Below are 21,136 nucleotides of genomic sequence, written 5' to 3'. Positions count from 1 at the left end.
TGTCAGACTCAATCTCCCGGCCGGGTGAGCTCGGTAAGCGCCCGCTTCCAGGGGTAGGCGTCGAAGCGGTCGGCTGCCGCGCTGGGCGGATGGGGCTCGTACTGTCCCGGGCCGAACAGCACGCGTACGCCGTCGGCCCGCAGCTCCGCCACGCTGCGCCGGAAGGCCGTACGGGAGGCCAGGGCGCTGTTGACGAAGGGCAGCACGACAACGGGAATGCCGAGCCCGGGCGCCTCGGCCAGCACACCGAGGGCGTAGGTGTCGGCGATGCCCTGGGCGAACTTGTTGATCGTGTTGTACGTCGCCGGGGCGACGATGATGGCGTCGGCCCGGGGCGGTTTGGGCTCGGACGGCTTGCGGTAGCGGCTGCGGACCGGGCGGCCGGTCTGCCGTTCCAGCGCCGGCACGTCGATGAAGTCGAGCGCCGACGGCGTGGCGACGATCTGCACGATCCAGCCCTCGTCCTGCGCCATGGCGACGAGGCGGCCGGCCTCCACGGCCGGTCCGGCCGCGCACACGATGACGTAGAGGACCCGGCCCGGCGATTCGGTCACGGTCTCCAGAATGTCATGTCCGGGACTGAGCAGCCCTCTGACTGCGGTGAGTTGAGATTTGTTGGAACAATTGGTAGAAATCACCGCCCATTCACGAAAAATCCGCTCATACTGGAGGTACTCACACCAGGAGCACGCCAATGCGGAAGACCCCCCTTCGCATGGCGGCCAGGGAGGACGACCTCGCGCCGAGCCAGTTCCTCCAGCTGGCCGCGGTGGACTTCACCGGCATCTACGCGGTCCACCTCGCCGCCAAAGAAGAGCGGCTGAAGATGACCAGGCTCGCGCTGAGCCTGCTGTCCGGCCCGTTCCTCGCGGCCATCGCCCTGGCCAGCGCCAAGGTGGTCGACCCGCAGAGCCTGACGCAGTGGCAGCGGGTGCCGTGGTACCTGTTCGCCCTGATCACCACGTTCGGCCTGCTGAGCGTGCTGCCGTTCCTGCGGCTCGTCGAAGCGGTCAACGCGCATGCCAGAACGGCACGGGCGATCAACAACTTCCGCCTCCTGTACGCGACCAGGCTCAGAAAAGAGCTCGGCTGGAGCCCGAATCTCCCGATCGACCCGCGCTTCCCCGAGACGTACGCGCCGCTCGCCTGGCCGGGCATCAACGTCATGGTGCTCGCGACCGTCAACTCCACCTATCTGACCGTCGGTGTGACCGGGCTGAGCGACCAGGATCCGAACCTGGTCACGCTCATGACCGGCATCCTGCTCGTCGCGCTGGTCCACTACGCCGTGTACTACGTGCGGTGCAACGTGTCCCGGCGCCGCCGGCTTCCTCGCAACCCCTACGAGTTCCCGAATCAGGAGACCTAAATGCCCGGCCCAGCACAATGGGCGTCATGTGGGGAGGCGTGGATCTGGTTGATGCGCCATGTCTGGTCGACGGGCACGCTCGCCCTCGACGACCGGGGTCCCGTCATCGAGGGGCCGGCCGTGCTGTTCGAGATCGCGCGGGTCAGCAGGAACGACCCGATCATCGAGCGGTTCGGCGACCCGGAGCGGCTGGCGCTGTACAGCAGGAAGTTCAGCGAGGACGCGATCGTGCCGCCGTTCAAGTACAGCTACCGGGCCAGGATCGGGGGTCAGCTCCGCTGGGTGGCCGACCTGCTGCGGGTCAAGCCGTACAGCAAGAGCGCGTGGATCTCGCTCACCACCCCGGGCGAGCCTTACGATGCGGTGCCCTGCCTGATCGGGCTGGCGTTCCGGATCAGGGACGACGCGCTCGTCATGACCGCGACGTTCCGCTCGCAGAACGCCTACACCAGCTATCTCAACTACGTGCCGCTCGCTGAGGTCCATGCGAAGATGGCGCGGTCGCTGCGGCTGGAGCGGGGGCCGATGCGGGTGTTCGTGGACGTGCCGCACGTCTACCTGGCCGACAGCCCTCAGGTGCTCAAGGTGATGCGGCACGAACTGCCCCGGCGGTCGTGAGCGGCGCCGCGATGGCCTCCAGCCCCTTCCGCTCGGCTGCCTACGCGGGTTTCCTGGCCTCCACGACGCCCGTGCCGAACCAGGGGCCGCCGTACCAGAACCGCCAGCCGGCGTCGCGCCGCCGCACGTCGACGACGCCGAGCCCGCGTAGCGTGGTCTCGTACGCGGGCGTGTGCTGGAAGTCGGCGATCAGCATCAGCCCGCCGGGCCGCAGCACGCGGTGCGCCTCGCGTACGGCCTGCTCGCGTCCCCCGGCGTCGGGAATGTTATGGATGGCCTGGCTCGACACGATCACGTCGAACGTGCCGTCGGCGAACGGCAGGTCGCGCATGTCGCCCCTGACCAGCTCCACCCGGTCGGAGACGCCCTCGGCCTCGGCGTTCGCCCTGGTCACCTGCTCCCCGTTGCCGGACTGGTCCTTCGAGCGCCACCTGTCGATGCCGGTCGCCCGGCCCTTGTCCAGCCGCTGGGCCGCCATGAGCAGCACCGCTCCCCGCCCGCAGCCGAGGTCGAGCAGCCGCTCGTCGCCCTCCAGCCGCTGGAGCTCCTCGGCCCAGACCGCGAACTTGCCGCGCCGCGTCGTGTAGACGTAGCTGGCCGCGCTGGCCAGCGTATAGAGCCCGCCGAGCAGGAACGCGAGGCCCGCCGCCAGGACGTCCAAGGCGAACGAGACCACCGCCAGGGCCACCAGCGCGATCGCTCCGAACAGCAAACCCGCCAGGGCCCACGGCGCGTCGAACCCATAGCTACCGTGTCTCTTGCTCACACTCACGTTATATCTCAAGGAGGTCTTGGGCGGGCCTTGACCAGACCCTTCCCCTTTACACCGTCAATCACGCACATCTCATTACTAAGGTGACTTGGATGGGCAGGCAATGGGGGTTTGACCAGGCATGACGGGGAAAGATCGAGGGTTGGGCCTGGGGGCGAGGATGGCGTTGACGATGGCTTCGGCCGCGTTGTGGGGGGTGGCGCATCTCGCTGCGGAACGCCGCAAGACCGGCCTGGCGCTCATGGCGGCCTATGTCCTGATGCTGGCCGCGATCCTCACCGTATTCACCGCGTTCAGCACGAACCTTCTGTCGCTCGCCGTCCAGCCCCGCTGGCTCACGTGGCTCACCGCCGGCATGGTGGTGATCGCGCTGGCCTGGACCGGCGTGATCATCTGGTCCTTCCTCGTGGTACGCCCCCCGCGCTCGGACACCGTCGGCCGCTTCTTCACCACGGCGCTGACCATCGCCCTCTGCGCCCTCGTCCTGGCGCCGACCGTCTACGCCGCCAGGGTCGCCTACCTGTCGCGCGACCTCGTGAACACCCTGTTCTCCGCCACCGGCAGCACCCCCATCGTGGCCCAGGACCCGTGGAACGGCGCCGAGCACGTCCACTTCCTGCTGCTCGGCGCGGACGCGGCGCCCGGGCGGCCCGGCGTGCGTACCGACAGCATGACCGTGGCCAGCGTGGACGTCGAGACCGGGGCGACCACCCTGTTCGGCCTGCCGCGCAACCTCCAGCGCGTGCCGCTGCCCCATGGCCCGGCCAGGGACCGTTTCCCCGCAGGCTTCACCGGCAGCGGCCCCGAGACCCCGGGCCTGCTCAACGAGGTCTTCCAGTACGCCGAGGACCACCCGGCCATGGTGCCCGGCGTGGAGCGCGGCAAGCGCGGCCCGGCCCTGCTCAAGCAGACGATCAGCGACATCCTCGGCATCCCCGTGAGCTACTACGCCATGATCGACATGAAGGGCTTCGCGGAGCTCATCGACGCCATGGGCGGCGTGCAGGTCACCATCAATGAGCCGATCGTGTACGGCCGCCACCGCGAGGGCCTCCTGCCCGCCGGCACCCGTAAGCTCACCGGCGAGCAGGCCCTCTGGTACGGCCGCTCCCGCACCGACAGCGACGACTACGTCCGCATGGGCCGCCAGAAGTGCCTACTCAACGCCGTCGCCAAGCAGGCCGACCCGATGACCGTGCTCGACAGCTTCGAGCGCCTGGCCGCCGCCACCAAGCGCGCCATCTCCACCGACATCCCGCAGGACCTGCTGCCGGCCATCGTGGGCCTGGCCCAGAAGGTGAAGGGCAGCAAAATGCGCAGCCTCGCCTTCGTGCCGCCGCTGATCGACACCGCCGACCCCGACTGGTCCCTCATCCGCCGCAAGGTCACCGCGGCCCTGGACGACCGCTCCTCGACCAAGTCCGGCGCCGTTCAGACCCCGGAACCGCCGCCGAGCGAGGACGACCCGGTCTCCCTGGACAAGGTCTGCGGCTAGCAGGCCGGGGCCTCAACCAGGCGTGACGATCTCGTCCAGGTTGTCGGCGTAATACTCGATGGCCCGCCGGTATCCGCCCGCCTTGTCCGACTCGGCGACCACCTTGAGCAGCGTCGAGACGGCGTCGCCGGACCGGCCGGCATTGTGCAGCGCCATCGCCGTGAACGTGCGCAGCCCCGGATCGCCGGGAAACTCCGCCAGCCCCCGCCCGAGCACCTCCAGCGCCTCCTCGAACCTCCCGAGCACCCGCAACGTGCTCCCGTACCCCGTGTGAGCACCCAGCCGGTCCTCGGCGCTCAACCCCGGCCCCGCCAGCGCCCTCTCGTAGTACGGCACCGCCTCGGCCTCCAGCCCGAGCGAGTCGTGCACCCACGCCGCCTGGCAGGCCACCTCGGCGTCGTCCGGATGCCGCCGCGCCAGATCGACCAGCAGCAGCCGAGCCTCGTCCTTCTTGCCCTCCTCGCGCAGCCGCACGGCCAGGGCCAATTCACCATCACGCATGATCCCAGTGTGGCATGATGGTGATCGTCCCAACGGAAACGATTTTCATCATCATCTGGAGTTCCCGTGAGAGTGGCCTTCGTCGGAAAGGGCGGCAGCGGCAAGACGACGATGTCGGCGCTGTTCGCGAGACACGTGGCGAGCCAGGGCGGACCGGTGGTCGCCATGGACGCCGACATCAACCAGCACCTGGCTCTGGTCCTCGGCCTCGACCGGCAGCCCGAGCCGCTCGGCGCCCACCTCGGCGAGATCAAGGACCGCCTCCGCGGCGGCAACCCGCGCATCCCGTCCGCCGAGGCCATGGTCAAGACCACGCCGCCCGGCCGCGGATCCACCTTGCTGAGCTTCGACGACCTGGCCGAAGACCCGTACGGCCTCACCACCCCCGACGGCCTGCGCCTGCTGGCCACCGGCCCGTTCAGCGAGGACGACCTCGGCGTGGCCTGCTACCACTCGAAGGTCGGCGCGGTGGAGCTGCTGCTCAACCACCTGGTCGACGGCCCCGGCGAGTACGTCGTGGTGGACATGACGGCCGGCGCCGACTCCTTCGCTTCGGGCCTGTTCACCCGCTTCGACCTGACGTTCCTCGTCGCCGAGCCCACCAGGCAGGGCGTGAGCGTCTACCGCCAGTACCGCGAGTACGCCGCCAAATACGACGTCGCGCTCGCCGTGGTCGGCAACAAGATCCATGGCCCGTCCGACGTCGACTTCCTGCGCGAGCACGTAGGTGACGACCTGCTCACCTGGATGGAGCACTCGGCCGCCGTCCGCGCCATGGAGCAGGGCCGCCACTTCACCCTCGGCGACCTGGAGCCGGTCAACGCCGACGCGCTGGCCCTGCTCCACAAGACCATCGACGAGCAGGAGAAAGACTGGGCCCGCTTCGGCCGGCAGACGGTGGAGTTCCACCTGCGCAACGCCCACGCGTGGGGCAACGAGCGCACCGGGACCGACCTCGCCGAGCAGGTGGACCCGGACTTCGTCTACGGCCCCTGACCACACGACTGTCCCTGTCAGGCATCTGGACGTCCCCCGTTCCGCACCTAGCGTCAGATTTGAACCCTTTCGAGAGGAGACAGCATGTCGCTGACCGTTCCGAACGATCTGCTCGACCAAGCCAGAGCCGGTGAGGTGGACGACGCGGCGTTCCTCGCGTGCGTCCGCGACTCCCTCCCCTACGCGTGGTCGCTGATCAGCGAGCTGGTCAAGCAGCGTGAGCACAACGGGGCCGAGTTCGCCGACAACCAGGTGCCGCCGCCGTCCGAGGAGGCCCGCGGCGAGCTCCTGCGCTGCCTGGCGAGCGACTCGATGCGCGGCGCGCTGGAGCGTCACTTCGGGGTACGGCTGGCCTTCCAGAACTGCCACCGGGTCGCCGTCTTCGACCCGGCGGCGACGACGGCCCTGGCCGACTTCGTCACTCCGAGAGCCCAGATCCTCAACCAGAAGCCCGAGCTGGTGGACTGCTGAGCCCTCGTCCGGCGAGCCGGCCGCGCCCGGCTCGCCGGATCACCGGCGCAGGAGCGGCAGCACCTCGGCCCCGAACCGCCGGATGTTCTCCACCGTCCGCCGATGGTCGCCCAACCCCTCGACCATCAGGATGAAGTGCCCGATCCCGGTGTTCTTCGCGGTAGTCAGGAGCGCCTCGGCACAGTGCTCGGCCGACCCGACCGGATGGATCCGCGTCAGCAGGTCCACGTATTCGCCGACGTCCTTCGCCGGCCGCGGCCGGCCGTCCACCGGCTGGTATCCGGCCAGCCCCGGCCCCAGCCACCTGGGCATCGACTCCTTGAGCTCCCGCACCGCCCGCGCCGTGGAGTCGGCCACGTGCCCGACCGCCGCCGCCACGTGCCCGCTCGCGGTCCCGCCGAAGGCCACGTAGTCCGCGACCATTGACGCCTTCTCCGCGTCGCCCATGTGCATCCCCAGCAGCATCGGCAGCCCGCGCTCGGCGGCCAGTGCCACGGTCGGCTCCGACGTGCACGCGACCACCGGCCGCATCCGCGCCTCAGGCACCATCCGGACCTCGCGGAAGCGGAAGAACTCCCCGTCGCCGCGTATCCGCCCCGCCGACAGCGCGTCGAGCAGGAGGTCGAGCGACTCCCCGAAGCCCCGCTCGAAGCGCTCCAGCCCCGTCCCGAACACCTCCAGGTCCACCCACGGCCCGCCCCTGCCGACACCGAGCGTGAACCGCCCGCCGGACAGATGGTGCAGCATGGCCGCCTGCTCGGCCAGCGCCACGGGATGCTGGGTGGACAGCACGCTCACGGCCGTGCCGAGCCCGATCCGCGTGGTCCGCCCGGCGGCGACGGCCGCCAGTGTGATCGCGGACGGGCAGACTCCGTAGGACATGAAGTGGTGCTCGGCGATCCACGCGTCGTCGAACCCCGCCTCCTCGGCCGCCACGACCAGCTCAACGGCGTCGGCCAGCACGCGCCCGGGCTCCTGGCCGGGGAACCGCGCCGCAATGACAAAGATCCCGATCCGCACTCATCCGATGATGGCCGATCCCCGCGCGGCCCGCCTACCGGATGCGCGCGTCGTGCGGAGCCTTGACCTGTTCACCGTTTCCGTTGACCCGCCGGTCCCAGGTGAGCCGCACGCCGGCGTCTGTGTCCGAGGGCCCTTCGCTAGCCGAAAAGGCTGGCCTGACCCTCACATGCGAGCGGGTCCCGGTGCTGCTTCAGGTGCCGCCATCGGGGGAGATCGTCCAGGTAGGACCACGAGAGCCGATGGTGCGGGGTGGGCCCCAGCCGGGCCAGGGCCTCCTGGTGGACGGGCGACGGGTAGCCGGCGTTCTCGGCGAAGCCGTAGTCGTCGCATCCGATCGTCCCCATGTAGGCGTCGCGCCGGACCTTGGCCAGGACGGACGCGGCCGCGACCGAGACGCTCGCCGCGTCCCCCTTGATCTCCAGGCGCACCGGCCAGGGGGCGCCGATGTAGTCGTGCTTGCCATCCAGGATCACCGCGTCCGGGCGTACCGGGAGCGCCTCCAGGGCGCGCCTGGCGGCCCGGCGCAGGGCCTCGGTCATGCCGAGCGCGTCGATCTCCGCGTGCGTGGCCTCGCCGTAGCCGATGCCCGCCGCCCATGCGGTCAGCTCGGTGGCCAGCGGCCCGCGCTTGGCGGCGGACACCTGCTTGGAGTCCGTCAGGCCGGGCGGCGGCTCGGACAGGTCGGTGACGACGGCGCACACCGTGACGGGGCCCGCCCAGGCGCCGCGCCCCACCTCGTCGACGCCCGCGACCGTGCGGGTGCTCGGCCGGGAGAGGAGCAGCTGCTCGATGTCGTACGTCGGCGCCATGAAAACAGACGCTACCGCGCTCATTCGCCGAGCGGATCCTCCTCGGGCCGGTCGCCATCCCCTGGCCGCTCCGCCGGGCGTACCGGGTCCAGGTCGGCGGCGATGTAGCGGGCGGCCACGTGGATCGCGCGCAACGTCACCGATACCGAGGGCCGGTGAACGCTGGAGACCCGGGCGACGGCGTGCACGTCCCGCCCGACCGGGTTGCCGGGGAACTGGCGCACGGAGAGCCCGCGCACCCCCGCCGCCAGCGCGAGCGCCGGCACGGCGGCGATGCCGATGCCCTTGGCGACGAGCGAGAGAATCGTTCCGAGCCCCTCGAACTCCCACGGCGTCGGCCGGGTGCCGCCCACGTCCACCAGGAGCCGGTCCACCGCGAGCCGCGACGGCTCACCGTCGGGCGTGGCCATCCACGGCTCGTCGCGCAGCTCGCGCAGGTCGAGCGGCACCTCGGGGTCGGCCAGGCGGTGCTTGCGCGGCACGACCAGCACCAGGGGGTCGCGCAGCAGCGGGAACACCCGCAGGCTCTCGCTGTCGCGGACCCGGCCGTACCAGTCGTCGACGAGCGCGATGTCCACCTCGCCCGACTGCACCTCCCGCATGCCCCGCCCCGACCGGCTCTGCCCCAGCCGCAGCGTCAGCTCGGTATGGCGGCGCAGCGAGCGCGCGAGCGCGGGCGCGAAGGCCACGGCCGCCGTCGGGAACGCGGTGACCACCACCCGCCCGGCCGGGGTTCCGGCGTGGGCGGACAGATCGGACTCGGCCTCCTCGACCATCGCCAGGATGCGCTCGGCGTGCGCGACCAGCCGGCGGCCGGCGTCGGTGAGCTCGGCGCTGCGCGCGGTCCTGTCGATCAGGGCCGTGCCGGTCTCCCGTTCGAGGGCCACGAGTTGCTGTGAAACCGCCGAGGGGCTGTAGCCGAGCGACGCGGCGGTCGCGGCGATGCTGCCGCGACGGGCGAATTCGCAGATCAACGCCAAACGGCGCAATTCGAGCATCGCACTTCCTTATGCCTACCCACAAAAAGCCTCGCTTGTGGTGATGCCTTCATCCAAGCACCCTGGGAACGTGACAAACATGGCTGTGACGTTGTCCGCCACTTTGGCGGCGAATGAAGACATCGAACGAAGACGACGCGCCGGGGAACGTGTGCTGCACCTGGCCTTCGGTGAGGCAGGGTTGCCCGTCCACCCGGCGCTGCGCGACAAGCTGGCCGCCGCATCAGGACGCAATGGCTACGGGCCGGTCGCGGGGGCGTCCGGCTTGCGGGCCGCGGCAGCGGGCTACTGGACACGACGGGGGCTCTTCACCGACCCCGAGCTGGTCGTCAGCGGACCGGGCAGCAAGTCGCTGCTGTACGGCCTGCTCCTGGCGATCGGCGGAGACATCGTCCTGCCCATGCCCAGCTGGGTCAGCTACGCCGCGCAGGCCGACCTGGTGGGCTCCCGCCCGATCCTGGTGCCCGCACCACCAGGAGAGGGCGGTGTGCCGGACGCCGACCTGGTGGCCGCCGAGGTCGAGCTGGCGAGGAGCCGGGGCAGGACCGTGAGCTCCGTGCTGGTCACGCTGCCCGACAACCCGACGGGGCGGCTCGCCTCGCCGGAGTCCGTCGCTCGCCTGGTGGCCGTGGCCCGCGAGCTCGACCTGATGATCATCTCGGACGAGATCTACCGGGACCTGATGCACGACCCGGCCCTGCCGTACACCTCGCCGGCAGATCTCGCGCCCGAGCGCACGATCATCACCACCGGGCTGAGCAAGAGCCTGGCGCTGGGCGGCTGGCGCATCGGCGTGGCCAGGCTGCCCGCGGGCGGGCACATGCTGCGCAGGAAGCTCCTGGCGGTGGCCAGCGAGATCTGGTCGGCGCCCGCCGCGCCCGTCCAGGAAGCGGCGGCCTACGCCTTCGGCGAGCCCCCGGAGCTGACCGAGCGCGTCGCCCTCAGCCGCCGGCTGCACGGCGTCGTCGCGCGGGCCGTGTACGACAGGTTCGCCGAGATCGGCGCTCGCGCACCCGTCCCGCAGGGCGGCTTCTACCTCTATCCCGACCTGAGCCACTTGCGACTCGGCGGCTCCGCCGAGATCACCAAGATCCTGCTGGAGGAGCACGGCATCGGCGTCCTGCCGGGCCACGCCTTCGGCGACGACCCGGCCGCGGCCAGGGTGCGGGTGGCGGTCAGCCTGCTCTACGGTGACACGCCCGAGCAGCGCATGGCCGCTCTGACCAGCACCGACCCGCTCCAGCTGCCCTGGATCGCCGACAGTCTCGACCACCTGTCGATGGGGTTGAAGGAGCTCTCGCTGGTACGCCACGGAGCGGTGCGTGAACGCCACCCGGCGCTCGTCCCGACGCCATGTCACAGTTAGGCGAATCTTTCCCCAAGAGCCGGTTTGCCATCCCCCAAAAGGGGCCTCTGACCTGCAGAAACACCCCTTCTGCAGAAACCTGCAAAAGATCTCCCTAGCGGCATGGTTACGTGCACGCCCAGTTCCCCCCATCATGTGCTCATGCCCGCTCTTGTCACCCTGTCCGGGCGCTCCGTGCGCCTGGAACCTCTCAGCTTCGCGGCGGTCGATGAGCTGGTCGCCGCGGCGAGTGAAGACCGTGCCACTTACGCCTTCACTCGTGTCCCGAATGGCCGGGACGACATGGTCTCCTACGTGGAGGCCGCTATGGCTGAGCAGGCGGAGGGCCGCACGTTGCCCTTCGCCATCCGGTGGCTGAACACCGACCGCGTGGTCGGTGCCACCCGTCTCATGAACCTGGAGTACTGGCAGGGCCCCATGCCCTGGCCTCCGGGTACACACTGTGCGGTGGGCGACGTTCCGTCCGTGGCCGACATCGGATACACCTGGCTGGGCGCCTGCGCCCAGGGCACGGGTGTCAACCGGGAGAGCAAGTTCCTGATGCTCTCGCTCGCCTTCGAGACGTGGAACGTCCACCGCATCACCCTCAAGGCAGACGTACGCAACATCAGGTCCCGGGCCGCCATCGAGGCCCTCGGCGCACACTTCGACGGGGTGCGGCGAGCGGAAAGCCGAGGCGCCGACAACACGGTCCGAGATACCGCGTTCTACTCGATCCTGAACTCCGAATGGCCGCTCGTCCGGGAGCGACTGGCCATGCGGATGGGACTGTTCGAGGCAGCCTAGAACCCGTCCACTGCGCCCACCCACTGAGGCCCCGCCCAACTTTCCGGGCGGGGCCTGTATTTTTCCCTGCCTACATTCGCTCTACATGACACGCCCCCGCGGTGCGTCATGCCTAGCCCGACCATCAGCATCCAGGGGCGTGCTCAACACCCGATTAAAGGCGGATCAACGGCTCAGTGAACGATCAACCCGGATCTAGGTGACGAGCAATGATGGATCTATCATTTGGTAACAAATCGTTCCATTGGCTTGGAGACAGACGGCATGGCTGGTCAGAGCGTTGAGAGCGGGCTGCGGTTCGCCGTGCTCGGTCCTGTCCGCGCGTGGCGTGATGGCCGGGAACTCGACCTGGGCACACCGCTGCAGCGTTCCATCCTCGGCATGCTGCTCCTGCGGGAGGGCCACGCGGTCACGCCCAACGAGATGATCGACGCGGTCTGGGGCGAGGAAGCGCCGCCGCGCGCCCTGGGGGCGCTGCGCACGTACGTCTCCAGGCTCCGCACGGTGCTGGAGCCCGACCGGCCCGCCCGCTCCCGTCCGGAGCTGCTGACGTCCATCGGCAGGGGCTACGCGCTGCAGCTGCCCGACGGCGCGCTGGACCTGACCCGGTTCGAGCGCGTCAGCCGCGAGGCCGAGGCCGCGCGCAAGGGTGGCCGGCTGCGCGAGGCCGGCGAGGGGCTGCGCGCCGCGCTCGCGCTGTTCGAGGGCGAGCCGCTGGCCGGCACCGTAGGACCGTACGCCGAGCACCAGCGCGACCGGCTCATCGAGCGCCGCATCAGCGTCATCGAGACGCTCATGGACGTGGACCTGGAGCTCGGCAACCACGCGAAGATCGTCTCCGAGCTGATCGCGCTGACCGCCGACCACCCGCTGCGCGAGCGGCTGCGCGCCCAGCTCATGCTGGCCCTCTACCGGTGCGGGCGGCAGGGCGACGCGCTCAACGTCTTCACCGAGACGCGCGAGGCGCTCATCGACGAGCTGGGCATCGAGCCCGGGCCCGAGCTGGCCGCGCTGCACCAGCGCATCCTGGCCGCCGACCCCGCGCTGGCCGCCCCTGCGCCGATCACCTCTGAGGCGCCCGCGGACGAGCCCGCGGACGAGGAGGAGCAGCCACCGGCGATGGAGCTGCCCCGGCCCGCCCAGCTCCCTGCCGCCGTCAACGACTTCACCGGCCGCAAGGAGCTGATCGTACGCCTGCGCACGCTGCTGTCGGCCCAGTCTCCGGCCGAGGGCGTGCCGGTCGCGGCGATCTCCGGCATCGGCGGCGTCGGCAAGACCACGCTGGCCGTGCACGTCGCCCACCAGGTCGACGACGTGTTCCCCGACGGGCAGCTCTACGCCGACCTGCGTGGTTACACCGATGAGGCGACCGCGCCCGAGTCGGCGCTCGGCGGGTTCCTGCGCGCGCTCGGCATCCCGCCGGACGTCATCCCCGACGGGCTCCCTGAGCGGTCCGCGCTCTACCGGTCGATCCTGGCCGAGCGGCGCATCCTGGTGCTGCTGGACAACGCCCGCGACGCCGAGCAGGTCAGCCCGCTGCTGCCGGGCTCACCCGGGTGCGCGGCCATCGTCACCAGCCGGGTCAAGCTGGCCGACCTGCCCTCCGCCAGGCTCATCGACCTGGACGTGATGGAGCCGGACGAGGCACTGTCGCTGTTCTCGTCGGTGGCCGGAGCCGAGCGCGTGTCGGCCGAGCACGGCGCGGCCATGGACGTGGTGGCCGCGTGCGGGTTCCTGCCGCTGGCGGTGCGCATCGTGGCGGCCCGGCTCGCCGCGCGCCCCTCCTGGACGGTCGCGTCGCTGGTGTCCAGGCTGGCCGACGAGCAGCGCCGCCTGGACGAGATGCGGGTGGGCAACCTGGCCGTCGAGGCCACGTTCGCGCTCGGGTACGGCCAGCTCGAGGCCCCCCAGGCTCGCGCGTTCCGGCTGCTCTCGCTGCCCAACGGGCCCGACATCTCCGCGGGCGCCGCGGCCGCCGTGCTGTCGCTGGGCGCGTTCGAGTCCGAGGAGGTGCTGGAGTCGCTCGTGGACGCCAGCCTGCTGGAGGCGCCCGCGCCCGGCCGCTACCGCTTCCACGACCTGCTCAAGCTGTTCGCCAGGCGGGCGCTGGAGAAGACCGAGCGCCCCCAGGCCCGCACGATGGCGCTGCGCCGGCTGCTCGGCTTCTACCTGGCCTCGGCCCAGTCCGCGCACCAGCTGGCCTACGAGGGCAGCATGATCCCGGCCAACCTCGTGACGGTCGGCAGCGGGCGCGCGTTCGGCTCCGCCGACGAGGCCGTCGCCTGGCTGATCGCCGAGGGCGACTCGCTGTTCGCGGCCATCAACCAGGCCGCCGCGGCCGCCCGTACCGGCGAGCAGCTCCTGCCCGCCGCCGACCTGCTGGTGGCGATGGAGCCGCTGCTGGAGTCCGGCACGCACACGCGCGAGTTCGACCACAGCACCCGGGCCGCGCTGGCCACCGCCCAGAACATCGGCGACACCGCCGGGGAGCTGCGGGCGCGCTACGTGCTGGGCCGGGTCCTGTTCGCCGGCAACCGGCTCAGGGAGGCCGAGGCGCAGTTCAGGCGCGTGCACGAGCTGTCGTCCGAGCGCGGCGAGAAGATCGTCACCGGCGAGGTGCTGAACGCCCTGGCCGTCGTCATCGGCCGGCAGCGCCGCCACACCGAGGCCCTGTCCTGGTTCGACGCGGCCATGGCCTTCTACCGCGAGAACGGCGTGCCCGCCGGCGAGGCGCTGGTCCTCAGCTACTCGGCCCGCGACCACCTCGGCCTCGGCCGTCCCGAGGACGCCATCGCGGCGGCGGAGAAGGGCCTGGCCATCTTCACCGAGATCGGCAGCGGCGCCGGCACCGCCCGGGCCCGCTACCACCTCGGCATCGTCCTGTCCCGGGTCGGCCGCCTCACCGAGGCCGTGCATCACCACGCCGAGTGCCTCGCCTATTTCCGGGCCGGCAAGCAGCGGGTCTGGGAGCAGCGGGTGTGCTCCAGGCTGGCCGAGACCTTCATCGCGGCCGAGCGCTACCCCGACGCCGTACGCCACGCGGAGCAGGCCCTGGTGGTCTCCCGTGAGATCGGGCACCCGTACGGCGAGGCGCTGTCGCTCACCGTGCTGGGCAAGGCGCTGCGCGGTCTCGGCAGCGTGACGAGGAGCTCGGACTGCCTACGGCAGGCCTTCGAGATCTTCTCCAGGCTCGGCGCGCCCGAGGCCGGAGATCTCAAGGTCCTGCTCGACAGCATCCCCGACGCCGAATCCGCCGCCGGGGCCGTCGTCGAGTCCTGAGTACAGCTCGTCGTCCAGACGTGTCATCCACACATGGTTGATCAAGGCTGTCCTTAGGGAGTCACGATCGCGCTCGTGATCGGCATTTATCAGCCCGGCCGGTCATCTTCACCACCACGCTTCGCTAGGGGGCCCGGTTATCCGGATGCTCCACGTGGTGGCTAGCCGCCTCACACAGACGACCGGCCGGACCTGACACGGCCCTCGAACCCCCCAGGTCCGTGTCCTGGCTAGAGCCTCCACCCAACCGGTCAACGTCGAATCAACAGCGAATCAAAGAAGGAAGTAACCCTCGGCTATGAGGGGTCTGACCGCGTCGGGGCCGGGCAGCTCGCCGTCGCCGACCAGCTCGGCGATCACGTTGAGCAGAGGGCCGAGCGCCAGCTCGCCGTCGCACACGCCGGCCAGCGCGGCCTCCACCGTGCCGACCTCCCTGCTGCGCCGCAGCCCCTGCGTCTGGCGCAGGACGATGCGGATCGGGTCCTCCGCGCCCGGCAGGCCGATCCGCTCGTCGAGCAGGCCGTCGGCGGTACGCAGCAGCGCCGCGTCCAGCCCCTTGGCCCGGTGCGCGGCGGCGATCGCGTCGAGCACGGAGTCCACGTAGTCGCCGACCGGGAGCACGACCTGGTGGTCGAGATGCTCGACGCGGACGACCGGGTCGAGCGTGCCGGAGTTGCGCATGGTGATCCAGCCGAAGCCGACGCCCTCGACCTTGCGCTCGTCGAACCAGGCCAGCCAGCGGTCATAGAGCTCGGCGTAGCGGGCGGTGCCCTGCTCGGCCGAGTCCCTGAGCCACAGCTCGACGTATTCCGCCGGATCCTGCACGTCCCGCTGGACCACCCAGGAGTCGCAGCCGGTCTCGCGCAGCCAGCCGCCGACCCGGTCGTGCCAGTCCTCGCCCTCGACGTGCAGCCAGTTGGCCAGGAAGTGGGCCTGGCCGCCGGGGTTGAGGTGGCGGGGGGTGCGGCGTACGAGGTCGCGGCAGAAGCCGTCGCCGTCGCCGCCCGACTCGCGGTAGGTCAGCGTGCCCTCGCGCCTGGGGGCGATGACGAACGGCGGGTTGCTCACGATCAGGTCGAACAGGTCGTCCTCGACCGGCTCGTACATGGAGCCCGCACGCGCCTCCACGCCCTCCACCCCGGACAGCTGCCAGCTCAGCCTGGCCAGCTCCAGCGCCCGCGGGTTGAGGTCGGTGGCCACGACGTGCTCGGCCCTTCCGGCCAGGTGCAGCACCTGGACGCCGCAGCCGGTGCCCAGGTCGAGCGCGCGCCGGACCGGGCGGCGGCTGACGAGCTGGGCCAGGTTGGCGGACGCACCGCCGGCCCCCACGACGTGGTCGGGCCGCAGCGCGGCGTCGCCGGGCCGCACCTTGCGGTCGGAGACGAGGTAGCCACCGGTCTCCCAGGGCTGGAGGTGGACGGTCGCGCTGACTTGGTCGCCGTCGGCCGCGACCAGCCCGGAACCGAGGACCTCCGGCGCGACGTCCTTGGCGGGAACGGGTACGCCGAGCCACCACAATCTGATCAACGTAGCGAGCGGATCGCCGTCCGCGGTCGCGCGCAGGGCGGGGACCAGCTCCTCGCGGGCCAGGGCCGACGCGGCCATGCTCCCGAGCCTGTCGCGTACGCCGTCGATCGTGTAGCCGGATTCCAGGAGGTGATGGCGCAGTCGTTCCACACAACCCATCCTTTCACCCCGGAGTCTCACACATGATCTGATACCGACAGTGACCATACTGTTACTTAAGCACCCAAGTGTTCTGCAAGCGGTGACCAAGTGGGGCGCGGTATCTCTTGGGATGCCAGCACGTCATCCCGAGGAGTGGACCCCATGCTGATCCCTTGCTTGGCTTGCGAGTCCCGATTCGGACCCGACGAATACTTCAGCGCCTGCTCCGACTACAACCGCGGCATGGACCTGGTCTCGTGGACGTGCCCGCGCTGCGGCAACCGCGACGACCTGCGCGTGCTGCCCGGCGAGCTCGGGTTCGGCTATCCGTACCGGGGCAGGTTCAACGTGCACGACCGGGTCCTCGTGCCCGGTTTGCGCAGGCACCGCGGCGACCTGCGGCTGGACATCTCCCTGGACAGGGCCAGCTGGCGCGTGCCCACGCGGATCCGGCAACCGGCATGACGGGATGCTGCGGGCGGCTCGTTTCCCGCGCCCGATGACCGGCGTGACCTACGTGGACTCGGTAGCCGGCGTTGCGGACACGGGCTCCTCGCCGCGCAGCAACCGCGCGATGTCCGCCACCAGCGTCTCCGCCAGCTCCTCCCGGCTCTCCCCCGTCGCCTCGCCCAGGCGGGGCGTCAGCACCACGTTCGGCAGCCTGATGAGGGGATGTGACGGGTCGAGCCACTCGCCCTCGAAGTGGTCGAGCCCCGCGCCACCCACGTGGCCCCCGCGCAGCGCGTCGACCAGCGCGGTCAGGTCGTGCAGCGCTCCACGTGCGGTGTTGAGGTAGATCGATCCCGGGCGCATCGCGCCGAACTCGGCGTACCCGAACAGGCCCCTCGTCTCGGCGGTCAGCGGCACGTGCAGCGACACCACGTCCGCCTCCGACAGCAGCGCGGGCAGCGAGTGGGTGGCCTCGGGCACGTGCGGGTCGCAGACGATCACCCGCATGCCCAGGCCCTCGCAGCGCCAGCGCATGGCCCTGCCGACGCGCCCGAACCCGACGATGCCGAGCGTCCTGCCGGTGAGCCGGCGGCCGCGGTGGCGCTGCGCCGGCGCCACCTTGCCCCGGTAGACGCGCCCCCGGCGCACCTCTCTGTCGGCCGTGACGATGTGCCTGCTGACCGCGAACATCAGCGCGAGCGTCAGCTCGGCGACCGCGTCGGGGTCACGGTCGCGGGCGTGCAGGACGGTGACGCCGCGCTCGGCGGCCAGCGCCAGGTCGACGCTCGTCGGCGGGCCCATGACGGCCACGACGTCCAGCGGCAGGCCGAGGACCGACGTGCGGACCTGGTCCCCGTCGGTGACGAGCACGGTCGCGCCGGTCTCGACGACCAGATCGGCGAGCTGCTCGTCGGTGAAACCGAGGCTCGGACGCGCGGGGACCTCGATCAGGTCGGCCACCTCGCTCAGGCGGGCGAGCGCGCGCTCCGGCAAGGAGGGCAACACCAGCGCCCGCGGTCGTCTCACATTCAGGACAATAACACCACAGAACGTGATCAGATCATCGCTCCCCGCACTGACCCAGACCTCCGGCCTTGCCAAGCTGAGCACAGCCATCGCTTCGGGTGCGGCGGGGGCGAAGAAGCGGGCGGTGATGGCGGCTGCCGGTACGGCGGGCCGGGGCGGTGGGTTCACTCGGAGCGCTGGCGGAGACTCTGCCAGGCCGCCTCGCCCAGGTCCTTGATCTCCTCGTCCGTGGGCGTGTGGGCGCCGGCGAACCACAGCCGGCACATCTCCTGCGCGGGCCCAAGCCACAGCACGTAACACATGGTGGCGTGGACCGGCCGGAGCAGGCCGTTCTTCATGTGCGGCCGCCACCAGTCGGAGACCTGCCGGAAGAACGTCCGCCGGGCCTCGGCGACCTCCGCCCCGCCCGGCTCTTGCTTGCGCGGCGGCCGCTCGCTGATCAGCAGCCTGGCCCGCTCGGGATGCTCTCCCGCCCACCGCATGTGGAAGGCCACGACGGCCTCGATGCCGTCGCGGGCCCCCTGATGGCTGACCAGTTCGGCAAGGAAGGCGCTCTGGTAGGTGGTGAGGATCTCGGTGTACAGCACGCCGAAGACGTGCTCTTTGCTGGCGAAGTGGTGGTAGAAGCTGCCGACGCTTACGCCGCTCTCCTCACGGAGGCTGGCCAGCGTGGTGGCCGACACTCCGTCCTGGCTGAAGCGGCGGAGGGCGCCCTCGATGATGCGGGTCCGGCCGTCGCGTCCGTTCTTGACACTCTTCACACTGTCAATGGTGTGGCAACAGAACGTTGTTCCGCAAATAGACCCGCTCTGTCGATCATAGCGGTCACCTCAACCGATCCGGAAGAAACCCGCATCTTGGCGTCCGGCCACTGCCTCCGGATGAACCTCAGCACCCGCCGGTTCTCCCCCAGAACGTCCATGCCCACGGTCCTCGCGCCCCGTACGACCGCCCGGAGCAGCAGCGTCTCGATCAGCCTCGACCCCAGGCCCAAGCCCTGCCACTGATCGGCCACGACCACCGCGATCTCCACGTCGGTGGTGCCGCCCCTGTAGCTCATGGCGTGGCCCACGATCTCGCCTCCGGCGATGGTCGCCACGAGGGCGTCGCGGCGCTCGTCCACGGCGAGCAGCGCACGCACGAGGCCGGCGGCCGGCGTGCGGATGCCGGTGAAGAACCGCAGCGTCTGGGTGTGCAGCGACAGTCCGGTCAGGAAGCGCCTGGCCCGTTCCTCGTCTTCTGGACGGGCCGGGCGAATCTGAGTTCGACACATAGACTCAGCCTGCACGTCGCGACCTGGGTCTGTCAATTGAACTCAGGTATAATGAAAAGATGAGTTTTCCCTTCCGGGTGAACAACTGCTCGATCGAGCGCACCCTGGACATCGTCGGGGAGAAGTGGACCTTCCTGGTGCTGCGCGAGGCGTTCAGCGGCGTGCGGAGATTCGCCGACATGCAGGCCGTCACCGGCGCCCCCCGCCAGGTGCTCAGCGCGCGCCTGGCCCGGCTGGTCGACGAGGGCCTGCTGCGCAAGGAGCCCTACCGCGAGCCAGGGCAGCGGCAGCGTGACGAATACCGGCTCACGCAGAAGGGCCGCGATCTCTATCCGCTGCTGGTCGCGCTCATGCATTGGGGCGACACATACCTGGCCGACGAGGACGGGCCGCCCGTGCTGCTCACGCATCGCGACTGCGGCGCCCCCATCGAGCAGCACTTCCGCTGCGCCGATGGCCACGAGGTGTCCGGGCCGCGCGAGGTGACCCCGATGCCGGGCGCCGGAGCCGAGCTCAGGAGCGCCTGAGGCGCGTGCGGGGGGCATCGGTCCCCCGCCTGCGGCGTGGCCCGCGTTCAGCGGCCCGCCGCAGGTAGCAAAGCCCATTGCACCTACCCTTGAGAGCGTGTACCGGTTCCTTCTGACGCCTCGATGGCTGGCGCTGCACGTGGTGGTGCTGCTGGTCATCCCCGCCTTCGTGTTCCTGGGGCAGTGGCAGTTCGGGCGGTTCGAGGAGCGGTCGGCCAACAGCGAGCGGGTCACCGCCAACATCGACGCCGCGCCGGTGCCGCTGGAGCGGCTGGCGGCGCCCGGGCGGCAGGTCCGCGAGTCCGACCGGTTCAGGACCGTGACGGTCGCCGGCACATACGACCCGTCCCATGCCCTCGTCGTACGCCGCCGCCCCCAGGAGGGCCGCGCCGGCTACTACGTCCTGACCCCGCTCGTCACCGGAGACGGCACGGCCGTCATCGTGAATCGGGGCTGGGTCAAGGCGGGCGCCACCGCCGACACGCCGCCCGAGGTGCCTCCTCCGCCCACAGGGCAGGTAACTGTCACCGGGCGGCTACGGCCCAGCGAGACCGAGGAGTCCAGCGGGATCCGCGACCTGCCGGGCCTGCCGACCGGTCAGGTGTTGCTGATCAACGCCGACAAGATCGGGAAAGGGCTGCCGTACCGGCTGGTGGGCGGGTACGTGGAGCTGACCGCGCAGCAGCCCGCGGCCGCCGCGGCGCCCGAGCCGGTGCCCGAGCCCGACGTGGGCTCGGGAGGCGGGCTCAACCTGGCCTACGGGGTCCAATGGTGGTTGTTCATCGGGATCGCGATCGGCGGGTGGATCCTGCTCATCCGGCGCGAGGTCGCCGAACGGCGGGCCGAGGAGCGGCCCGAGGGCGCTTCCGTGTCCGAGGAGGCCGGAACCTCCGCCGTTTAAGGTGTTGAGGGTGATCCGCCACATTGAGTTCAGCAATCTCTGCAACTTCCGCGACGTGGGTGGATATGCCACCCGGGACGGCCGCACCGTCCAGTGGCAGCGGCTCTACCGTGCCGACTCGCTCGGCTGGCTGGCCGGGGCCGATCTCACGACCTTCCGCGCGCTGCGCGTGCGTACCGTCATCGACCTGCGGCATCCGGCCGAGGTCGAGAAGTCCGGGCGGGTGCCGGAGGCGGAGGGGCAGCGCTACCACAACCTGCCCATCGAGGGGCGCCGGTGGGACACCGCCGTCTACACCGAGGAGCTCGGCGTCGGGAGATACCTGGCCGACCGCTACCTGGAGGTTGCCGAGGACGGCGTCGAGAACATCAAGACGGCCCTGGAGAGGATCGCGAAGGCGGACAACGCGCCGGTGGTGATCCACTGCGCGGCGGGCAAGGATCGCACCGGGATACTCACCGCGCTGATCCTGTCGCTGGCGGGCGTGAGTGAAGACGACATCGTGGCGGACTACGCGCTCACCGGCCTGGCCACCGACCGGTTCATCGCAGACTGGCGCAGGCGGCATCCCGACGCGCCCATGTGGCCGGGGTTCGGGCTGGCGCCCGCCGAGGCCATGCGCTTCTTCCTGGCCGACCTGGCGCTGCGGCACGGCTCCGTGGAGCAGTACGTCACACAGATCCTCCAGGTCACCCCGGCCACGATCGGCGAGCTACGCGACCATCTGCTGAGTGAAGAGAGCCCGGAGGGGTAGAGGGCGAGCGCCCGGGATCGCCCGCAATCCCCCTCCCGGCGGTCCCGGGTTCAG

The 21,136-nt window shown here is 70.6% G+C and carries 22 protein-coding genes; 12 read left to right on the top strand and 10 right to left on the bottom strand.

Going from position 1 to position 21,136, the window contains the following annotated elements:
- Positions 1 to 8: 8 nt before the first annotated feature.
- Positions 9 to 554 (bottom strand): flavoprotein, encoded by a 546-nt coding sequence (locus EJK15_RS02125; protein ID WP_138708627.1) that lies wholly within the window; start codon positions 552 to 554, stop codon positions 9 to 11.
- A 140-nt stretch (positions 555 to 694) separates the two neighbouring features.
- Here EJK15_RS02125 and EJK15_RS02120 point away from each other — a divergent pair, with 140 nt between their 5' ends.
- Positions 695 to 1,369: a hypothetical protein gene (locus EJK15_RS02120; RefSeq protein ID WP_138708626.1), complete on the top strand. Its 675-nt coding sequence runs from the start codon at positions 695 to 697 to the stop codon at positions 1,367 to 1,369.
- 51 nt (positions 1,370 to 1,420) lie between these two features.
- The gene (locus EJK15_RS02115; RefSeq protein ID WP_138708625.1) at positions 1,421 to 1,987 is read left to right on the top strand and encodes a thymidylate synthase family protein; all 567 of its coding nucleotides are present in this window, start codon (positions 1,421 to 1,423) and stop codon (positions 1,985 to 1,987) included.
- Between the two features lie 40 nt (positions 1,988 to 2,027).
- Here EJK15_RS02115 and EJK15_RS02110 read toward each other — a convergent pair whose 3' ends face one another.
- Positions 2,028 to 2,753, bottom strand: coding sequence for a class I SAM-dependent methyltransferase (locus tag EJK15_RS02110; protein ID WP_138708624.1), 726 nt, complete (start codon positions 2,751 to 2,753; stop codon positions 2,028 to 2,030).
- Positions 2,754 to 2,919: 166 nt separating this feature from the next.
- Between EJK15_RS02110 and EJK15_RS02105 the strand changes: the two genes are divergently transcribed.
- The gene (locus tag EJK15_RS02105; RefSeq protein WP_240776711.1) at positions 2,920 to 4,254 is read left to right on the top strand and encodes an LCP family protein; all 1,335 of its coding nucleotides are present in this window, start codon (positions 2,920 to 2,922) and stop codon (positions 4,252 to 4,254) included.
- Between the two features lie 12 nt (positions 4,255 to 4,266).
- On the opposite strand, the gene EJK15_RS02100 is transcribed toward EJK15_RS02105, so the two are convergent.
- Positions 4,267 to 4,755, bottom strand: a complete 489-nt coding sequence (locus EJK15_RS02100) for a tetratricopeptide repeat protein (protein ID WP_138708622.1) — start codon at positions 4,753 to 4,755, stop codon at positions 4,267 to 4,269.
- 66 nt (positions 4,756 to 4,821) lie between these two features.
- Between EJK15_RS02100 and EJK15_RS02095 the strand changes: the two genes are divergently transcribed.
- Complete coding sequence (locus tag EJK15_RS02095) at positions 4,822 to 5,751, top strand: ATP-binding protein (RefSeq protein WP_138708621.1); 930 nt, start codon at positions 4,822 to 4,824, stop codon at positions 5,749 to 5,751.
- 84 nt (positions 5,752 to 5,835) lie between these two features.
- Entirely contained in the window at positions 5,836 to 6,222 is a 387-nt protein-coding gene (locus tag EJK15_RS02090) for an SCO5389 family protein (protein ID WP_138708620.1), read from the top strand.
- Between the two features lie 39 nt (positions 6,223 to 6,261).
- On the opposite strand, the gene EJK15_RS02085 is transcribed toward EJK15_RS02090, so the two are convergent.
- From EJK15_RS02085 to EJK15_RS02075, 3 genes are all read right to left on the bottom strand, one after another.
- The gene (locus EJK15_RS02085; protein WP_138708619.1) at positions 6,262 to 7,242 is read right to left on the bottom strand and encodes an LLM class flavin-dependent oxidoreductase; all 981 of its coding nucleotides are present in this window, start codon (positions 7,240 to 7,242) and stop codon (positions 6,262 to 6,264) included.
- 140 nt (positions 7,243 to 7,382) lie between these two features.
- Positions 7,383 to 8,054 carry a ribonuclease HII gene (locus EJK15_RS02080; RefSeq protein WP_138708618.1) on the bottom strand — a complete coding sequence of 224 codons (672 nt, stop codon included), beginning with the start codon at positions 8,052 to 8,054 and terminating at the stop codon, positions 7,383 to 7,385.
- 20 nt (positions 8,055 to 8,074) lie between these two features.
- A complete protein-coding gene (locus tag EJK15_RS02075) occupies positions 8,075 to 9,052 on the bottom strand; it encodes a LysR family transcriptional regulator (RefSeq protein WP_138708617.1) in 978 nt (325 codons plus the stop codon).
- Between the two features lie 79 nt (positions 9,053 to 9,131).
- Here EJK15_RS02075 and EJK15_RS02070 point away from each other — a divergent pair, with 79 nt between their 5' ends.
- The 3 genes from EJK15_RS02070 (at position 9,132) to EJK15_RS02060 (ending at position 14,483) form a co-directional block, all read left to right on the top strand.
- Positions 9,132 to 10,418, top strand: coding sequence for a pyridoxal phosphate-dependent aminotransferase (locus tag EJK15_RS02070; protein ID WP_138708682.1), 1,287 nt, complete (start codon positions 9,132 to 9,134; stop codon positions 10,416 to 10,418).
- A gap of 141 nt (positions 10,419 to 10,559) precedes the next feature.
- A complete protein-coding gene (locus EJK15_RS02065; RefSeq protein WP_138708616.1) occupies positions 10,560 to 11,204 on the top strand; it encodes a GNAT family N-acetyltransferase in 645 nt (214 codons plus the stop codon).
- Positions 11,205 to 11,468: 264 nt separating this feature from the next.
- Positions 11,469 to 14,483 carry an AfsR/SARP family transcriptional regulator gene (locus tag EJK15_RS02060; protein WP_138708615.1) on the top strand — a complete coding sequence of 1,005 codons (3,015 nt, stop codon included), beginning with the start codon at positions 11,469 to 11,471 and terminating at the stop codon, positions 14,481 to 14,483.
- 273 nt (positions 14,484 to 14,756) lie between these two features.
- Here the strand turns inward: EJK15_RS02060 and EJK15_RS02055 are convergent, their stop codons facing one another.
- Positions 14,757 to 16,169 carry a DUF7059 domain-containing protein gene (locus EJK15_RS02055; RefSeq protein WP_138708614.1) on the bottom strand — a complete coding sequence of 471 codons (1,413 nt, stop codon included), beginning with the start codon at positions 16,167 to 16,169 and terminating at the stop codon, positions 14,757 to 14,759.
- Between the two features lie 144 nt (positions 16,170 to 16,313).
- Here EJK15_RS02055 and EJK15_RS02050 point away from each other — a divergent pair, with 144 nt between their 5' ends.
- Positions 16,314 to 16,616: a hypothetical protein gene (locus tag EJK15_RS02050; protein WP_138708613.1), complete on the top strand. Its 303-nt coding sequence runs from the start codon at positions 16,314 to 16,316 to the stop codon at positions 16,614 to 16,616.
- 48 nt (positions 16,617 to 16,664) lie between these two features.
- Here the strand turns inward: EJK15_RS02050 and EJK15_RS02045 are convergent, their stop codons facing one another.
- The 3 genes from EJK15_RS02045 to EJK15_RS02035 all read right to left on the bottom strand — a co-directional run bounded on the left by EJK15_RS02045 (position 16,665) and on the right by EJK15_RS02035 (position 18,900).
- Entirely contained in the window at positions 16,665 to 17,627 is a 963-nt protein-coding gene (locus tag EJK15_RS02045; protein ID WP_171074050.1) for a 2-hydroxyacid dehydrogenase, read from the bottom strand.
- A 164-nt stretch (positions 17,628 to 17,791) separates the two neighbouring features.
- The gene (locus tag EJK15_RS02040) at positions 17,792 to 18,388 is read right to left on the bottom strand and encodes a TetR/AcrR family transcriptional regulator (RefSeq protein ID WP_138708611.1); all 597 of its coding nucleotides are present in this window, start codon (positions 18,386 to 18,388) and stop codon (positions 17,792 to 17,794) included.
- Positions 18,385 to 18,900: a GNAT family N-acetyltransferase gene (locus tag EJK15_RS02035; RefSeq protein ID WP_138708610.1), complete on the bottom strand. Its 516-nt coding sequence runs from the start codon at positions 18,898 to 18,900 to the stop codon at positions 18,385 to 18,387. Before EJK15_RS02035 ends, EJK15_RS02040 begins: the two co-directional genes overlap by 4 nt.
- Positions 18,901 to 18,959: 59 nt before the next feature.
- Between EJK15_RS02035 and EJK15_RS02030 the strand changes: the two genes are divergently transcribed.
- From EJK15_RS02030 to EJK15_RS02020, 3 genes are all read left to right on the top strand, one after another.
- Positions 18,960 to 19,427, top strand: a complete 468-nt coding sequence (locus EJK15_RS02030; protein WP_138708609.1) for a winged helix-turn-helix transcriptional regulator — start codon at positions 18,960 to 18,962, stop codon at positions 19,425 to 19,427.
- A 97-nt stretch (positions 19,428 to 19,524) separates the two neighbouring features.
- Positions 19,525 to 20,328: an SURF1 family cytochrome oxidase biogenesis protein gene (locus EJK15_RS02025; RefSeq protein WP_138708608.1), complete on the top strand. Its 804-nt coding sequence runs from the start codon at positions 19,525 to 19,527 to the stop codon at positions 20,326 to 20,328.
- Between the two features lie 10 nt (positions 20,329 to 20,338).
- On the top strand, positions 20,339 to 21,082 hold the full coding sequence (locus tag EJK15_RS02020) for a tyrosine-protein phosphatase (RefSeq protein ID WP_138708607.1): 744 nt from the start codon (positions 20,339 to 20,341) through the stop codon (positions 21,080 to 21,082).
- Positions 21,083 to 21,136 lie beyond the last annotated feature (54 nt).

Origin of the sequence: Nonomuraea basaltis (assembly GCF_005893125.1) — a bacterium.
GTDB lineage: Bacteria > Actinomycetota > Actinomycetes > Streptosporangiales > Streptosporangiaceae > Nonomuraea > Nonomuraea basaltis.
This window is presented reverse-complemented; position numbering and strand designations above follow the sequence as displayed.

What these genes read in the sequence shown, in the direction of transcription:
- EJK15_RS02120 (WP_138708626.1), top strand. Translation starts at nt 695, where the DNA reads ATGCGGAAGACCCCCCTTCGCATGGCGGCCAGGGAGGACGACCTCGCG.
- EJK15_RS02115 (WP_138708625.1), top strand. Translation starts at nt 1,421, where the DNA reads ATGCGCCATGTCTGGTCGACGGGCACGCTCGCCCTCGACGACCGGGGT.
- EJK15_RS02105 (WP_240776711.1), top strand. Translation starts at nt 2,920, where the DNA reads ATGGCGTTGACGATGGCTTCGGCCGCGTTGTGGGGGGTGGCGCATCTC.
- EJK15_RS02100 (WP_138708622.1), bottom strand. Translation starts at nt 4,755, where the DNA reads ATGCGTGATGGTGAATTGGCCCTGGCCGTGCGGCTGCGCGAGGAGGGC.
- EJK15_RS02090 (WP_138708620.1), top strand. Translation starts at nt 5,836, where the DNA reads ATGTCGCTGACCGTTCCGAACGATCTGCTCGACCAAGCCAGAGCCGGT.
- EJK15_RS02080 (WP_138708618.1), bottom strand. Translation starts at nt 8,054, where the DNA reads ATGGCGCCGACGTACGACATCGAGCAGCTGCTCCTCTCCCGGCCGAGC.
- EJK15_RS02075 (WP_138708617.1), bottom strand. Translation starts at nt 9,052, where the DNA reads ATGCTCGAATTGCGCCGTTTGGCGTTGATCTGCGAATTCGCCCGTCGC.
- EJK15_RS02070 (WP_138708682.1), top strand. Translation starts at nt 9,132, where the DNA reads ATGGCTGTGACGTTGTCCGCCACTTTGGCGGCGAATGAAGACATCGAA.
- EJK15_RS02065 (WP_138708616.1), top strand. Translation starts at nt 10,560, where the DNA reads ATGCCCGCTCTTGTCACCCTGTCCGGGCGCTCCGTGCGCCTGGAACCT.
- EJK15_RS02060 (WP_138708615.1), top strand. Translation starts at nt 11,469, where the DNA reads ATGGCTGGTCAGAGCGTTGAGAGCGGGCTGCGGTTCGCCGTGCTCGGT.
- EJK15_RS02055 (WP_138708614.1), bottom strand. Translation starts at nt 16,169, where the DNA reads ATGGGTTGTGTGGAACGACTGCGCCATCACCTCCTGGAATCCGGCTAC.
- EJK15_RS02050 (WP_138708613.1), top strand. Translation starts at nt 16,314, where the DNA reads ATGCTGATCCCTTGCTTGGCTTGCGAGTCCCGATTCGGACCCGACGAA.
- EJK15_RS02035 (WP_138708610.1), bottom strand. Translation starts at nt 18,900, where the DNA reads ATGTGTCGAACTCAGATTCGCCCGGCCCGTCCAGAAGACGAGGAACGG.
- EJK15_RS02030 (WP_138708609.1), top strand. Translation starts at nt 18,960, where the DNA reads ATGAGTTTTCCCTTCCGGGTGAACAACTGCTCGATCGAGCGCACCCTG.